The following is a 13,556-nucleotide window of genomic DNA, read 5'->3' on the forward strand; positions in this document are numbered from 1 at the left end:
AAGGGAACGGTGGCCTGCCCAGAGGCCGGCACGCGCTCTGCCCCGCAGGATGCGTCACGCTGCTACGACCCTGGCACTTCCCCTCCCCCCCATGGCGTCCGCCCCCCTGCCCCTGGAGCCCAGCCCGATCCGGTTCGGCACCGATGGCTGGCGCGGCATCCTTGGCGTCGACATCACGGTGGAGCGGCTGTTGCCGGTGGCAGCCGCCGCCGCCCGCGAGCTGGAGCATTCCGCCCCGCCGGGCCTGCACAGCCGGGAGGTGGTGATCGGCTACGACCGCCGCTTCCTCGCGCCCGAACTGGCCGAGGCGATCGCCGCCGCCGTGCGGGGCGCCGACCTGGAGCCCCTGCTCACCGACACGCCCGTGCCCACCCCCGCCTGCAGCTGGGCGGTGGTGGAGCGCGGCGCCCTGGGCGCCCTGGTGATCACCGCCAGCCACAACCCACCGGAATGGCTCGGGCTCAAGATCAAGGGCCACTTCGGCGGCTCGGTGGAAGGCGACTTCACCGCCCGGGTGGAGAAGCGCCTGGAGGCCGGCGGCATCACCGTGCCGATCGCCGGCGACACCCCCCGCTTCGATGGCTGGGCCGGCTACCTGGCGGGGCTGCGCCGGCTGGTCAACACCGGCGCCCTGCGCCAGGGCCTGGCACGGCTGGGCATGGCGGTGATCGTGGATCCCATGCACGGCTCGGCCGCCGGTGGCCTGCCGGCGCTGCTGGGCCAGCCGCCTGCCGCTGCACCCCACCCGGCTGAAACCGGCGGCATCCAGGAGATCCGCTCGAACCGCGATCCGCTGTTCGGCGGCCATCCCCCCGAACCGCTGGAGCCTTATCTGGGCGAACTGATCGCAGCGGTGCGCGCCAGCACCGCCGCCGGCCAGCCGGCGCTGGGCATCGTGTTCGATGGCGACGGCGACCGCATCGCCGCCATCGACGAGCGGGGCCGCTACTGCAGCACCCAGCTGCTGATGCCACTGCTGATCGATCACCTGGCCCGCGCCCGCGGCCTGCCCGGCGCCGTGGTCAAAACCGTGAGCGGCTCCGACCTGATGCAGCAGGTGGCCGAAGGCCTCGGCCGGCGCGTGATCGAGAAGCCGGTGGGCTTCAAATACATCGCCGCCGAGATGTTGAGCGGCGATGTGCTGATCGGCGGGGAGGAATCCGGTGGGGTGGGGCTGGGCATGCACCTGCCGGAGCGGGATGCCCTGTTCGTGGCCCTGCTGGTGGTGGAAGCGGTGGTGGAAGGGGGGCTGCCGCTGGGCGAGCGACTCGATCAGCTGCGCGAGGCCCATGGTGGCGCCGGCACCTACGACCGCCTCGACCTGCGGCTGCGGGACATGGCCACCCGCCAGCGGCTGGCACACCAGCTGGCCGATGCCGCCCCCACGGAGGTGGCCGGCGCGCCGGTGCTGGAGGTGATCCGCACCGATGGCGTCAAGCTGCGGCTCGGCGCCAGCCACTGGCTGATGCTGCGCTTCTCCGGCACCGAACCGCTGCTGCGTCTCTACTGCGAAGGCCCCAGCCCCGAGCGGGTGGCCGCGGTGCTCGCCTGGGCGCGCCAGTACGCGGAGGCGGCATGACCCCCACCACCCCGCCCGGCTCTCCCGCCACCGTGCTGGTGCTGGCCAGCGGCAATGCTGGCAAGCTGCGGGAATTCAACGCTGCCCTCAACGGCGAGGCGGCCCGCGCCGCCGGCCTGCCACCGCTTGATGTGCGCCCCCAGCCCAGTGGCTTCGAGGTGGAGGAAACAGGCGAGAGCTTTGCCGCCAATGCCCGGCTCAAGGCTGAAGCCGTGGCATTGGCCACCGGCTGCTGGGCACTCGCCGACGACTCGGGCCTGAGTGTGGAGGCACTCGGCGGCGCCCCCGGCATCCATTCGGCCCGCTACGCCACCAGTGACAGCGAGCGCATCGCCCGGCTGCTGCGGGAACTGGGCGAACAAGCTGCAGCCCAGGCGCCCACCGCCAACCGCCGCGCCTGCTTCACCGCCGCCCTGGCTCTGGCAGATCCCAGCGGCCACACCGTGCTCACGGTGGAAGGGGTCTGCCCTGGGGAGATCCTCACGGCGCCGCGCGGCAGCGGCGGCTTCGGCTACGACCCGGTGTTCCTGGTGCCGGAGGCCGGCCTCACCTTCGCGGAGATGGACCTCGATCTGAAGCGCCGCCTCGGCCACCGCGGCCGGGCCCTGGCGGCGCTGCTGCCGCAGCTCGGGCCGCTGCTGCAGCCCTGATGGCGGTCAATCTCACCAACGAGCTGGCCAAGGAACGCAACCGGGCGGCGGCAGAGCGCACCTTGATGGCCTGGATCCGCACCTGCCTGGCGCTGATCAGCTTCGGCTTCGGCCTCGACAAGATCATCGGCGCCATCAACACCAATCGCTTCGAGCGGCCCGTCCATGCCGGCCTCGGCGTGCGGCTGGTGGCGATCGGCTTCGTGCTCACCGGCATCCTGGCCATGGCCGCCGCCGCACGGGAACACCTGCGCACGCTCAAGCGGCTCCAGCGTGACGACTTCGTCTATGTCGACCAGACCTCGATCGGCATCGCCACCGCCATGGCCCTCACTCTGATCGGCAGCGTCGCCCTGATCCTGCTGATCACCGGTGCGAGGCCGATGTGAATCCGGCCGTGGCGCTGGCGCTGCCTGTCACCCTGTTCGCGTTGATGTTCGCGCTGGGGTTGGGGCTCTCCGCCACCGAGCTGGCACTGGTGGCGCTGCCCTTTGTGCGCTGGCGAAAACGGCAGCGGCTGCGGGCCTGAATCGGATGGCACAGGTCAGGATGCGCGTGGGGTGGTGAAGGCGATCGAGATGCGCCCATCGGGGCGGCGAAGACATCTGCCCATTGAAGGTGTCGCGCGCCACCCTTTCCAGCAGGCTGGGGGCGAGGCGTTGCCCGTGGCCTTTGTTCACGAGAACAACGTTCTCCTGCCAAAGGAGGGGACGTCGCCGGAGTAGTTGAAAGCCCGCGCTGCAAATACGATTCTTTGGGCGATGCGCACAACCCGGACGCTGTGGAGATCGGCACTCACCCATACCCTCAACACCATCATCATGCAGGGAGTTGACTCCCACTTGGATTCACCGAGAGACCGGGGCTCAAGCGGATCATGCCAACAGGTTTCACGTACCTTCAGGGCCCCACCGTGTCCACCAACCCACGTCCTCGCCTGGGTTCCGAAGATCGCCGCCGCTGGATGTGAGTCAGAATGTTGCGGACCCATTCGCTCCGTGGCGGCGATGTAGTCGTCCCAGCCACAGTGAGGCAACACCTACCTCCACCCTGCGGTTGTCCGCAGGGTGAAGCCTTCCACCCCAATGCCCCAGAAAGCGATCGTCCTGTTCAGCGGAGCTCTGGCGAGCTGCGCACTCGCCCTGCTTGCGGCACCGGCCTGTGCAGAGTTGCTCTACAAGCTTTCCACCAGATGCAGCCTGGCGGGAGCGGATCCCCAGGCCTGCACAGTTGAAGCCGAGGATTTCGGCAGCGTCACGTTGTATCGACACCGCATCGGCGCGGTGACCAAAACGATCCGTGTGACCGACTCCCCTCTGAAAATGGAGCTCTACAACGCCGAGCGCAAGAAGTGGGAGACCCTGCAAAGCGCGTCGGCACGGTTTTCAGCCAACACGGTGTGCTTCAACGGCCGGGATCTCTGCGTCGTCAATCCCAACTACCTCAACAGCGTGCAAGAGAACCGGCCCGATCTGATGACTGGGCGGGATCTGGTTCGCGTGCACTTCGACAGCAGCGGGCGCACCAACGCGAGCTGCTACGACGACGGATGTGATCTGGTCCTGAAATGAACCAACTCTCCGGATTCGCCCTTGTGTTGGCTGGCATGGTCACACTTCCCGCTGGTGCCGGCTTCGCTTTTGATTCCTCAACTGCAACTGCCTCCCCTCCCACACACCTGATCGCTCGGGGAGGTGGTGGTGGCTCCCGCGGCGGCGGCTCCCGTGGTGGTGGTGGTGGTGCCTCACGGCCCAGCCTTGGAGCCCAGGGCGGCGGCAGGGGCAACACAGGCTTTGGCAACGCCAGTAGCGGTCTCAGCCGTGGATCCTCCAGGCCCAGCGGCGGCTGGAGCAACCAAGTGCGTCAACCCGGCCTAAACCCCTCGCTCAACCGGCCCAGCGGCAACACCGTGGCCGGCAACCGCAACCTGAACCGCGACACCAACCGTAGTGCGAATCGCAATCTGGACAACAACTGGAACGTGAATCGGGACGTGAATCGTGATATCAACAGAAACGTCAACGTGAATCGCACCGCCAACGTCAACTGGGATCGGCGCGTCAACATCAACAACGTGAACGTCAATGCCGGCTGGTCGCGGCCAGGCTGGGGCGTGGCGCGGCCGTGGAACTACGGCTGGTATGGCGGTTGGAGCACGCCAACATGGGGCTGGTGGGGCGCCCGCGCCGCCACCTGGGGCATCGCCACCCTCGCCACTGCTTCAATCATCAACAACGCCGTCAATTCAGCCATCAGCGCCAACCAGACCTACATCCTGGTGCCGAACAGCAGCTACCAGCTGATCTTCGCTTCGGTGGTGCCAACCAGCAGCTCGGTGGTGAGTTTCGCCGTTACCGCCGACGGCGGCACCTACCAGCTCACGGCCGACTGCAACGCCGGCCTGCTGGATGGCCGCCAGCCCCAGTCCGCCGCGGAGGCGGAACTGCTCAATGCCGCCTGCCAGGTGGCCTTCGGCAACGTTTGAGGCCCGGGGCGCTCAGCGCCCCCGAGTAGGACGGAGTCAGGCCTCCGCCGTCAACGACCATGTCCAAAGCCCAACTGAACGCGTTCCTGCTGCAGGTGGAAGGCGATCCCGCGCTCAAGGCCAGGGTGGACGGGGCTGCCGATCCCGCTGCGGTGGTGCTGATTGCCGCCGAGCTGGGTCATGTGTTCTCCGCCGCCACCCTCAGCCGGCAGCAGCGGGGCTGATCCCGGCATCGAGGGCCTGCTTCAGGCTCTCCAGCCGAGCTCGGTTCACCCCCAGGTCTGAATCCCCGAGGCGTGAGGCTGAGCGCACCTGCAGCACGCCACTGCGGGCATCGGCCGCCAGTTCGAGGTCGTCGATGAAGCCGAACAGGCGGCTTTCCGCGGTGGCGTGGAGATAGGCCGCCTCCGGTTCCTCCTCGAAGCGCTCCACCCTGATCCCCGGCGTGGCCTTCAGCACCGGCACCAGCTGGCGCAGACCGTCCAGCGGATCGGCGAGGGGCCAGTCCTGGCGGACGCAATGGCTTGGCGCCGTGCAGGTGGAAAGGCGCCCGTCGTGCAGGCCGAGCTCCACCGGCACCGGCCCCACCAGGTGGAACAGCGCAGCAGCAGCGGCCGCCGGCTGAAAAGCGAGCGGAGCTGTGACGGCCAGCAGCCACAGGCCGGCCGTCACCAGCACCCGGCCCAGACGCAAAAAGAGCTGCGGCGCCAGGCCTGAAGCAGCGCTGGAGGCGGAGCCAGTGGCGTGCGGGTGCGGGTTCATGCCGCACTCCAGCTGCCATGCAGCCCGTGGGGGATGGCCAGGGGCAGGGGAATCACCGCCTGCTCGGTGAGGTCGTCGGCCCGCAGGATCACCAGGTCACTGGCCGAGCGGGCACCGTTCCAGACCACGCAGAGGATCCAGCCGTCGTCTTCCGCCGGAGCGGACCCGACGCCAACGGCCGGCCGGGGCACCATCAGCGGCTCGCTGACGAAGCCGCGCGGCGCCGCACTCCACACCCAGCGTTCACCGGAGTGGAGGTCAAGCTTCTCGATCGCCTGCAGCGGGTCGTTGCCCCGCTCCCGGTGGGTGACCGCCATCCAGGCGTAGCGGGCGTCCAGCCCCACGCGGGCGGGGTTCACCATCGCGAATTCGCAGCAGCGCTCCTCCAGCCGCTCGCTGCTCACCGTGCCGGTGGCCAGATCGATGCGGCAGCGGTGCAGCTGGCCCACCGGCAGGGTGCTGAAGTCCACGGCGCGGAAGTCGGTGTCCGGGCCGATCGTGGGGAAGTCGTCGTAGTAGATCGAATCCACCACCACCTGGCCGGCGGCGCCGGCGCCGGGGTCTTCGAAGGCATTGAGGTGGTGGAACACGAAGCCGGCCGGCGCCTGCACCTGCAGGGGCTCGCCTTCACCGGAGCGGGGAATCAGCCAGAACTGACCCTGCTCGCCGGGCTTGGAGGCCAGGCACTGGGCGGCCCCCTTCAGGCCGAACACGAAGCCCAGCGGGTTGAAGGCCATGGCGTTCTGCAGGAACACGGCCCAGTTGGGGGTGATCGCGAAATCGTGCAGAAAGGCGAACCCTTTGAAGCTGCGGGTCTGATCGGCCAGCAGGCGGCCACTGCCGCCCTTACCGCTGCCCTGGTGACCGCTGCTGTGATCACCGCTGGTGCCGTGGCTGCTTGGGTCCTGGCTGTTGATGGCCTCGCCGTTGCTGGCCTGGCTGCTGGAGGCGTCGAACTCCATCAGCCGGATCGTGCTGCGGGGCCCCGCCTTCACGCCGAAGGTGACCATGCGCGGGCCGCCCCGGTGACCGGGATCGAAGCGGGGGTGGGCGCTGAAGGCCTCCCCGGCGGCAAGCACGCCATCCAGCCGCTCGAGGCCGGTGGTCTCCAGCGTGTCGGGATCAAGGCCGTGGGGCAGGCTCGCCTCCCAGAGCGCCAGCAGGCGGTCGCCCAGCCGCACCACGTGGGTGTTGGCGATGTTCTTGAGCCGCAGGTCGAAGGCATTGGCGAGGGGACCGCCGGGCTTCTGGGTACCGAACACGCCGCGGTACACGAAGCTGCCCTTCTCCTCCTCCGCCAGCCAGCCCTCGGTGCGCACGAAACGGTTGGTGAGACTGGCGGCGCCACCGTCAAAGCGCACGGCGGTGATCATGCCGTCGCCATCAAAGGGGTGGTGCACCCACTGGCCGCCGCGCTCCAGCCGACCCGGCCCGTTGCGGTAGAGGGTGCCGCTGAGCTCACTGGGGATGGAGCCCTTGCTGGCGGTGAGCGGCGCCGCCGTGAGTTCGCTGCCCACGTTGCGAAACGCACTGGCCCAGTCGGCGCGGGCGTAGGTGGTGGGGCTCGCGGCGGACTCCGGTGCGTCCGGATGGTCGGGGCGGCTGGCGGCCAGGGTCATGAACGGGCGAGCGGACGGCGTTCCTCCCATCATCACGTAAAGGAGTGTTAAGCGGCGCCCGCCTGCTCCAGCACCCCCTTGCTGCTGGGTACGGCACCGGCCCGGCGCGGGTCGATCTCCACCGCCAGCCGCAGCGCCCGGGCAAACGCCTTGAAGCAGGCCTCCACGATGTGATGGGAGTTCAGGCCATCGAGCTGGCGGATGTGCAGGGTGAGGCCCGAGTTGTTCACCACCGCCACGAAGAACTCCCGCACCAGCTCGGTGTCGTAGGTGCCGATCCGCTGGGCCGGAATCGTGAGCCCGTAGCTGAGGTGGGGGCGACCGGAGCAATCAAGCGCCACCTGCACCAGCGCTTCATCGAGCGGCGCCACGAAATGGCCGAAGCGATGGATGCCGCGGCGGGAGCCCAGGGCCTGCGCCAGGGCCTGGCCCACGGCGATGCCCACGTCCTCGTTGGTGTGGTGGTCGTCGATGTGGGTGTCGCCGTGGGCGCTGATCTCCAGGTCGAGCAGGCCATGGCTGGCCAGCTGATGCAGCATGTGATCCAGGAACGGCACCCCGGTGCTCACCTGGCAGGCGCCGCTGCCATCGAGATCCAGGCGCACCCGCACATCGGTTTCCCCGGTGACCCGGTGGACACGGCCGCTACGGCCTCCCGGACTGCCGGGATCGAGGTCCGGATGGAGGGACACGGGCTGTGGGGCGGGACAGTACCAATCATGCCGAACCCGAAGGCCTGACTCGGTCCACAATCGCCAGCACCGATCCGGCCCCTGCGTGAACAACTGTCCCCTGACGGTGCTCGCCGAACTGCGAGAGGGCCACCGGCGCTTCCTTGACGGTGAATCGCTCCATCCCCACAGCAGCCGCGAGCACATGCTCGAAGTGGAATCGGGCCAGCATCCGGCTGCGGCGGTGCTGGGCTGCGCCGATTCCCGGGTGCCGGTGGAGCTGCTGTTCGAGACGGGCTTCGGCGACCTGTTCGTGGTGCGCAACGCCGGCACCCTCTCCACCACTGCGGCGATCGCCTCACTGGAGTACGCCGTGGCCCACCTGGGCGTGCCCGTGATCGTGGTGCTGGGCCATGAGCGCTGTGGCGCCATGGAAGCGGCCTTCAACCCGGCGCTGATCCTCACCCCGAGCCTGGCCCAGGTGGTGGGGCAGCTGCGCATGGAGCTGCTCCACCTCGGCGGCCATGACGACCTGGATCAGGCCGCCCGCCACCACACCCTCAACGCGGCCCGCAACCTGGTCGACTCCAGCGTGCTGCTCACCGATCTGATGCGCAGCGGCCGCCTGCAGGTGGAAGCCGCCTTCTACAACCTGCACACCACCACGATCGACTGGATGGGATCGGTGATGCCGATGCGCTCGGACGAGCTGATGGGTGCACCGTGAGGCGGGAGGGCGCTCACATCCCCGTGATGCAGTAGCCGCCGTCCACATAGATCACCTGGCCGGTGATGCCCGAGGCCAGCGGGCTGGCCAGAAAGGCAGCGGTGGCGCCCACTTCGTCCTGGGTAACGGTGCGCCGCAGCGGGGCCTTCTCCTCCACGTTGTGGATCATGTCGAGGATGCCGCCGATGGCGGAGCTGGCCAGGGTGCGGATCGGGCCGGCGCTGATGGCGTTCACCCGCACCTGGTTGTCGGGGCCCAGTTCGGCGGCCAGGTAGCGCACCGAGGCCTCAAGGGCCGCCTTGGCCACCCCCATCACGTTGTAGTTGGGAATCGCCCGCTCGGCGCCCAGGTAGCTGAGCGTGATCACGCTGGCGCCAGGATTGAACAGGGGCTTGGCATAGCGGCAGAGCGGCGCGAGCGAATAGGCGCTCACCTCCAGCGCCCGGCCGAACCCTTCGGGGGTGATGGCGCTGTAGTCGCCCACCAGCTCCTCCTTGCCGGCGAAGGCCAGGCAGTGGATCAGCACATCGAGGCTGCCCCACTGCTCCTGGATCGCGGCGAAGGCGGCCTCGATCTGCGCGGGGATCTGCACGTTGAGCGGCAGCACCAGGCTGGGGGCCAGCGGGGCCGTGAGCTCACGCACCTTGCCCTCGAAGCGGCCCTTGTCGTCGGGCAGGTAGGTGACCGCCAGCTCGCAGCCCGCCGCGGCCAGCTGCTGAGCGATGCCCCAGGCGATCGAGCGGTTGTTGGCGATGCCGGTGACCAGGGCCTTCTTGCCGCGCAGATCGAGAAGCATGTCCGGGGAGCGAGCTGGCAGGGATTCTCCCGCAGCGCTGGCGCCCTGCCCGCGCCACGATCGGTGCCATGGAGCCCGCTGTCCCCCTCGCCTGGCCGCCTGCCTCCGGCGATCTGCCCCGCACCTTCACCGATCGGCACGAGCTGGCCGTCGAGCTGCAGGCCCGTTTCGGCCAGCAACCGGCCGCCCCGGATGCCGAAGACGCCCCACCGCTGAGCCCGATGCGCGGTGGCCGGGCAGCGGCGCTGGCTGCGCTGGCAGCGCTCGACCCGGTGGCCTACGCCACCAGCCGCAACCATCTCGATGGCGCCGTGACCCGCCTCTCCCCCTACATCCGCCACGGGGTGCTCACCCTGGCGGAGGTGCGGCAGGCGGTGTTCGCGGCCCTGGCCACCCGGGGGCTGGGCCGCAGCGCCGGGGAGAAGCTGATCAACGAGCTCGGCTGGCGTGACTACTGGCAGCGCGTCTGGCAGCAGCTGGGCGAGGGCATCTGGGACGACCGCGAGCAGGGCGCCAGCGGCCTGCCGCCCACGGCCTACCGCGTAGACCTGCCCGACGACATCGCCGGCGGTAGCACCGGCCTGGCCTGCATCGATGCCTTTCGCCACCAGCTGGTGCACGAGGGCTGGCTGCACAACCATGCCCGGATGTGGCTGGCGGCCTACCTGGTGCACTGGCGGCGGGTGCGCTGGCAGACCGGCGCCCGCTGGTTCCTGCGCCACCTGCTCGACGGCGATCCGGCCAGCAACAACCTCAGCTGGCAATGGGTGGCCGGCACCTTCAGTGCCAAGCCCTACCTGTTCAACCGCGCCAACCTGGAGCGCTTCAGCGGCGGCCGCTTTTGCCGCGCCTGCCCGAAGGCGCAAGCCGGCGGCGCCGGCCGGCCGGGTGGCTGCCCGTTCGAGGCCAGCTACGAACAGCTGGGCGAGCGGCTGTTCCGCAGCGAGGCGCCGCTCAGCCTGCCGGAACCGCCGCTGCAGGACCAGACCCTGCCGCCAGCCCCTACCGCCGGCAGGTCAGCCGCTGGCCCACCCGAGCAGCCCACCGTCGCTCCAACCGGCACCTTGCAGCGGCCGGTGCTCTGGATCCACGGCGAGGCGTTGGGGCAGGCCAACCCCGCCTGGCGCGCCCATCCCGGTCGACCGGCCCTGTTCGTGTTCGACCGGGCCCTGATCGAGGGAAGCGCCGGCCAGGGCCCGGCGATCAGCCTCAAGCGGCTCGGCTTCCTCTATGAATGCCTGCTGGATCTGCCGGTGGTGCTCCGGGCCGGAGCTGTGGCGGAGGAGTTGCTCGCTTTCGCCGCTCACCATGGCGCCGACGGGGTGGTGACCAGCCGGGCGGTGGATCCCCGCTTTGCAGACCTTTCCGCGACGATCGGCGCCGCCTTGCCGCTGGTGGTGCTGGAGCCCGAGCCGTTCGTGCAGCTGGAGGGCCCCGTGGATCTGCGGCGCTTCAGCCGCTACTGGAAGCGGGCCGAGCGGGCGGTCTGGGCCGGTTTCGAGGGGCCACGCCTCACCGCCGCTTGAGCACGCCTGCACCACTGCAGGCCTGGGCGGCGGGGGGGGTTCTGGCCCTGTCCCGTTTCAAGGCCGACGAGGGAAAGGGCTGAGCGCGCCGGGAGCCAGGGACTAGGGCGCAGCCTCCGGTGCTGCAGACGGTGCCGGGGCCTCAGCTCCAGCTCCCTGCTCCAGCGCCTCCTCACGGGCCCGCACCTCGTTGGGATCGGGCAGCAGATCCTCCTCCTGCAGCATCGGGAAGCTCTCCTGCTTCACCTGATCCGCACGGCGGGGCGGATCGGTCCACTCCCAGCGGCTGCGCGGGGCGCGCGCCTGGCAGAGCGCCTCCAGTTCGCGCTGCAGCGCCCGGCGCACATCGCCGCGGGCCACCACCTCAAAAAACTCCTGGCGGGTCGCCAGGCCAGAGCTGAACGGCGCACTGCCGTTGCCGTTGAACAGACGGGGCGGATCCGGCAACCAGCGCGGCCGGCAGACCCCCCGCTGGCGGGTGTCGGTTTCGAGCCACAGGTGCACACCGAAACCGTCGGGCTGGTTGACCACCGCCAGGCCGTCGTGGGGCTGACGGCGCTGCAGGGGGAAGATTCGCCAGCTGGCCCTGTTGGTGGCGGGAACACAACTCGCCAGCAGGGAAGACGTCACCAGCAGCGTCACCACCACCAGCGCCAACGGCCGCAGCAAGGGCCGCCTTGGCGACCAGCGCGCCGTTCGCAGCCGCGCCGGCAACGCCACAAGGCGGCGCCATGAAGACAAACGCCAGGAAGACTTCAAGGGGCTCTCGCAGGCGAACCGGGGGGCGCCGATCCTGCCCCAGTGGCGGCGCCGGCGCGGACGCCACAATCACAGCGGAAGTCCCGCCGCGGAGCCTGGCGCCATGGCCCTCACCCCCTCCACCATGCTGCCGCTGGGCACGGCCCTGCCCCCGTTTCGGCTCGCCGATCTCGATGGCCGCCTCCATGACAGCACCGCCCTGCCGCCCCAGCCGCTGCTGGTGCTGTTCCTCTGCGCCCACTGCCCGTTCGTGAAGCACATCGAACCGGAGCTCACGCGGCTTGAGCACGACTACCACGACCGAGTGGTGATCCTGGCGATCGCCAGCAACAGCGTCCGCACCCACCCCGGGGACGGCCCTGAGGGGCTGAACGACCAACGCCGGCGGCACGGCTGGCGCTTCCCCTACCTGCTGGACAGCGACCAGAACGTGGCCCGGGCCTTCCACGCCGCCTGCACTCCAGACCTCTATCTCTACGGTGCAGACCACCGGCTTGCCTACCGCGGCCAGCTCGATGCCAGCCGCCCCGGAACGGGCCAGGCCGCAGATGGCAGCGCCCTGCGAGAGGCGCTCGATGCGGTGCTCAGTGGCCAGGCCCCGGACCCCGATCAGCGGCCCGCCATCGGCTGCAACATCAAGTGGCACCCTGGCCAAGCGCCCCCTGGAACCGAAGGCTGAGGGGATTAAGGTTGCCCGCATGCAGGTGCCCCCCTTCGATCTCACCGAGCAACTTCATCAGCTTGGTGAAGGCCTCGAAGACGCCGTTCTGCAGGTGTTGCGCAGCGGCCAGTACATCGGGGGGGCCCGGATTGCGGCCTTCGAGCAACAGTTCGCCGCTGTCTGCGCCAGCCCCCATGCCATCGGCTGCAACAGCGGCACCGACGCCTTGGTGCTGGCCCTGAGAGGCCTGGGGATCGGTCCGGGTGATGAGGTCATCACCAGTTCGTTCAGCTTCTTCGCCACGGCCGAAGCGATCAGCAGCGTGGGGGCCACGCCGGTGTTCGTGGATGTGGAGGAAAGCTCCTATCTGATCGATCTCGATCGGATCGAGGCGGCGATCACGCCCGCCACCCGCGCCCTGATGCCGGTGCACCTGTTCGGCCGTCCAGTCGACATGGAGCGGATCACCGCGATCGCCTCAGTGCATGGCCTGAAGGTGATCGAAGACTGCGCCCAGGCCACCGGCGCCAGCTGGGCGGGGCGGCCGGTGGGCAGCTGGGGGGATGCGGGCTGCTTCAGCTTCTTCCCCACCAAGAACCTCGGCGGTGCCGGCGATGGCGGCGCTGTGCTCTGCAGCGACCCAGAGCTGGCCCAGCGCATCCGCGAGCTGGCCGTGCATGGCATGCCGGAGCGCTATCTTCACACGTCGCTGGGCTACAACAGCCGCCTCGATGCTCTCCAGGCCACGGTGCTGGCCGTGAAGCTCCCCCATCTGGAGCGCTGGATCGAGCGACGCCGCCAGCTCGCCGCCACCTACCAGCGTGAGCTGGCAGGCCTTGCTGGAATCGCCCTGCCCGAGGCGGGACCCGACGGCCACAGCTGGAACCAGTTCGTGGTGCGCGTCCCGTTCTGCCCAGCGGGCGCTAACACCTGCGGCGGCAGCTGCGCCCCCTCCAGCACCAGCGCCACTTACGGCCTGCCCGAAAGCTGCTGCCGCGACTGGCTCAAGCAGGAGCTGGCCGCCGCCGGCGTCAACACGATCATCTACTACCCGATTCCGATTCACCGCCAGCCGGCCTACGCCCAGCTGGGCTATGGCCCCGGCAGCCTGCCGGCCACCGAGCGGCTCACCTCCCAGGTGCTCAGCCTGCCGATCTTCCCCGAACTCACTTCCGAGCAACAACAAGCTGTGATCACTGCCTTGCGCCAGCTCGCAAGCAGCTCAGCGGCTGCAGCGCCCGCCTCTGCCCCTGCCGAGTCCCGCGCCCAGGTGCGGGTCTGAGCCACGGCCGCCGGCCAGATCCTCCCCACCAACGCCAGG

Annotated in this window: 16 protein-coding genes; 11 read left to right on the forward strand and 5 right to left on the reverse strand. The window is 69.6% G+C overall.

Annotation, left to right across the window (positions count from 1 at the left end):
• Positions 1-91 precede the first annotated feature (91 nt).
• From KBZ19_RS06415 to KBZ19_RS06445, 7 genes are all read left to right on the forward strand, one after another.
• Complete coding sequence (locus tag KBZ19_RS06415; protein ID WP_255100299.1) at positions 92-1,579, forward strand: phosphoglucomutase/phosphomannomutase family protein; 1,488 nt, start codon at positions 92-94, stop codon at positions 1,577-1,579.
• Positions 1,576-2,229, forward strand: coding sequence for an RdgB/HAM1 family non-canonical purine NTP pyrophosphatase (rdgB, locus tag KBZ19_RS06420; protein WP_094514543.1), 654 nt, complete (start codon positions 1,576-1,578; stop codon positions 2,227-2,229). The genes KBZ19_RS06415 and rdgB overlap by 4 nt, the downstream gene beginning before the upstream one ends.
• Entirely contained in the window at positions 2,229-2,618 is a 390-nt protein-coding gene (locus tag KBZ19_RS06425) for a YidH family protein (protein ID WP_255100300.1), read from the forward strand. The genes rdgB and KBZ19_RS06425 overlap by 1 nt, the downstream gene beginning before the upstream one ends.
• A gap of 8 nt (positions 2,619-2,626) precedes the next feature.
• Positions 2,627-2,758 carry a hypothetical protein gene (locus tag KBZ19_RS06430; RefSeq protein ID WP_255100301.1) on the forward strand — a complete coding sequence of 44 codons (132 nt, stop codon included), beginning with the start codon at positions 2,627-2,629 and terminating at the stop codon, positions 2,756-2,758.
• 538 nt (positions 2,759-3,296) lie between these two features.
• Positions 3,297-3,800 (forward strand): hypothetical protein, encoded by a 504-nt coding sequence (locus KBZ19_RS06435; protein WP_158217487.1) that lies wholly within the window; start codon positions 3,297-3,299, stop codon positions 3,798-3,800.
• 287 nt (positions 3,801-4,087) lie between these two features.
• A complete protein-coding gene (locus KBZ19_RS06440; RefSeq protein ID WP_255100302.1) occupies positions 4,088-4,714 on the forward strand; it encodes a hypothetical protein in 627 nt (208 codons plus the stop codon).
• A 59-nt stretch (positions 4,715-4,773) separates the two neighbouring features.
• Positions 4,774-4,938, forward strand: a complete 165-nt coding sequence (locus KBZ19_RS06445) for a Nif11-like leader peptide family natural product precursor (RefSeq protein ID WP_094514532.1) — start codon at positions 4,774-4,776, stop codon at positions 4,936-4,938.
• Here KBZ19_RS06445 and KBZ19_RS06450 read toward each other — a convergent pair.
• The 3 genes from KBZ19_RS06450 to hisB are packed head-to-tail and all read right to left on the reverse strand — an operon-like array spanning position 4,916 to position 7,787.
• Positions 4,916-5,476, reverse strand: a complete 561-nt coding sequence (locus KBZ19_RS06450; protein WP_315856330.1) for a DUF1499 domain-containing protein — start codon at positions 5,474-5,476, stop codon at positions 4,916-4,918. The two genes, KBZ19_RS06445 and KBZ19_RS06450, sit on opposite strands and share 23 nt — an antisense overlap.
• Positions 5,473-7,095 (reverse strand): carotenoid oxygenase family protein, encoded by a 1,623-nt coding sequence (locus KBZ19_RS06455; RefSeq protein ID WP_255100303.1) that lies wholly within the window; start codon positions 7,093-7,095, stop codon positions 5,473-5,475. The genes KBZ19_RS06450 and KBZ19_RS06455 overlap by 4 nt, the downstream gene beginning before the upstream one ends.
• Before the next feature lie 47 nt (positions 7,096-7,142).
• Entirely contained in the window at positions 7,143-7,787 is a 645-nt protein-coding gene (gene hisB, locus KBZ19_RS06460; protein WP_094514522.1) for an imidazoleglycerol-phosphate dehydratase HisB, read from the reverse strand.
• An 85-nt stretch (positions 7,788-7,872) separates the two neighbouring features.
• On the opposite strand from hisB, the gene KBZ19_RS06465 reads away from it, so the two are divergent.
• A complete protein-coding gene (locus KBZ19_RS06465) occupies positions 7,873-8,493 on the forward strand; it encodes a carbonic anhydrase (RefSeq protein WP_255100304.1) in 621 nt (206 codons plus the stop codon).
• A 13-nt stretch (positions 8,494-8,506) separates the two neighbouring features.
• Here KBZ19_RS06465 and fabI read toward each other — a convergent pair whose 3' ends face one another.
• Positions 8,507-9,289, reverse strand: coding sequence for an enoyl-ACP reductase FabI (fabI, locus tag KBZ19_RS06470; protein WP_094514516.1), 783 nt, complete (start codon positions 9,287-9,289; stop codon positions 8,507-8,509).
• Positions 9,290-9,357: 68 nt separating this feature from the next.
• Between fabI and KBZ19_RS15205 the strand changes: the two genes are divergently transcribed.
• The gene (locus tag KBZ19_RS15205) at positions 9,358-10,815 is read left to right on the forward strand and encodes an FAD-binding domain-containing protein (protein ID WP_399220108.1); all 1,458 of its coding nucleotides are present in this window, start codon (positions 9,358-9,360) and stop codon (positions 10,813-10,815) included.
• A gap of 102 nt (positions 10,816-10,917) precedes the next feature.
• Here the strand turns inward: KBZ19_RS15205 and KBZ19_RS06485 are convergent, their stop codons facing one another.
• Positions 10,918-11,445 (reverse strand): hypothetical protein, encoded by a 528-nt coding sequence (locus tag KBZ19_RS06485; protein ID WP_233133121.1) that lies wholly within the window; start codon positions 11,443-11,445, stop codon positions 10,918-10,920.
• Between KBZ19_RS06485 and KBZ19_RS06490 the strand changes: the two genes are divergently transcribed.
• Both KBZ19_RS06490 and KBZ19_RS06495 read left to right on the forward strand, forming a co-directional pair.
• Positions 11,408-12,253 (forward strand): thioredoxin family protein, encoded by an 846-nt coding sequence (locus KBZ19_RS06490; protein WP_315856331.1) that lies wholly within the window; start codon positions 11,408-11,410, stop codon positions 12,251-12,253. The two genes, KBZ19_RS06485 and KBZ19_RS06490, sit on opposite strands and share 38 nt — an antisense overlap.
• Before the next feature lie 19 nt (positions 12,254-12,272).
• A complete protein-coding gene (locus tag KBZ19_RS06495; RefSeq protein WP_255100305.1) occupies positions 12,273-13,517 on the forward strand; it encodes a DegT/DnrJ/EryC1/StrS aminotransferase family protein in 1,245 nt (414 codons plus the stop codon).
• The last annotated feature ends 39 nt before the right edge of the window (positions 13,518-13,556 follow it).

It is taken from the genome of Synechococcus sp. L2F, from assembly GCF_024345695.1.
GTDB lineage: Bacteria > Cyanobacteriota > Cyanobacteriia > PCC-6307 > Cyanobiaceae > MW101C3.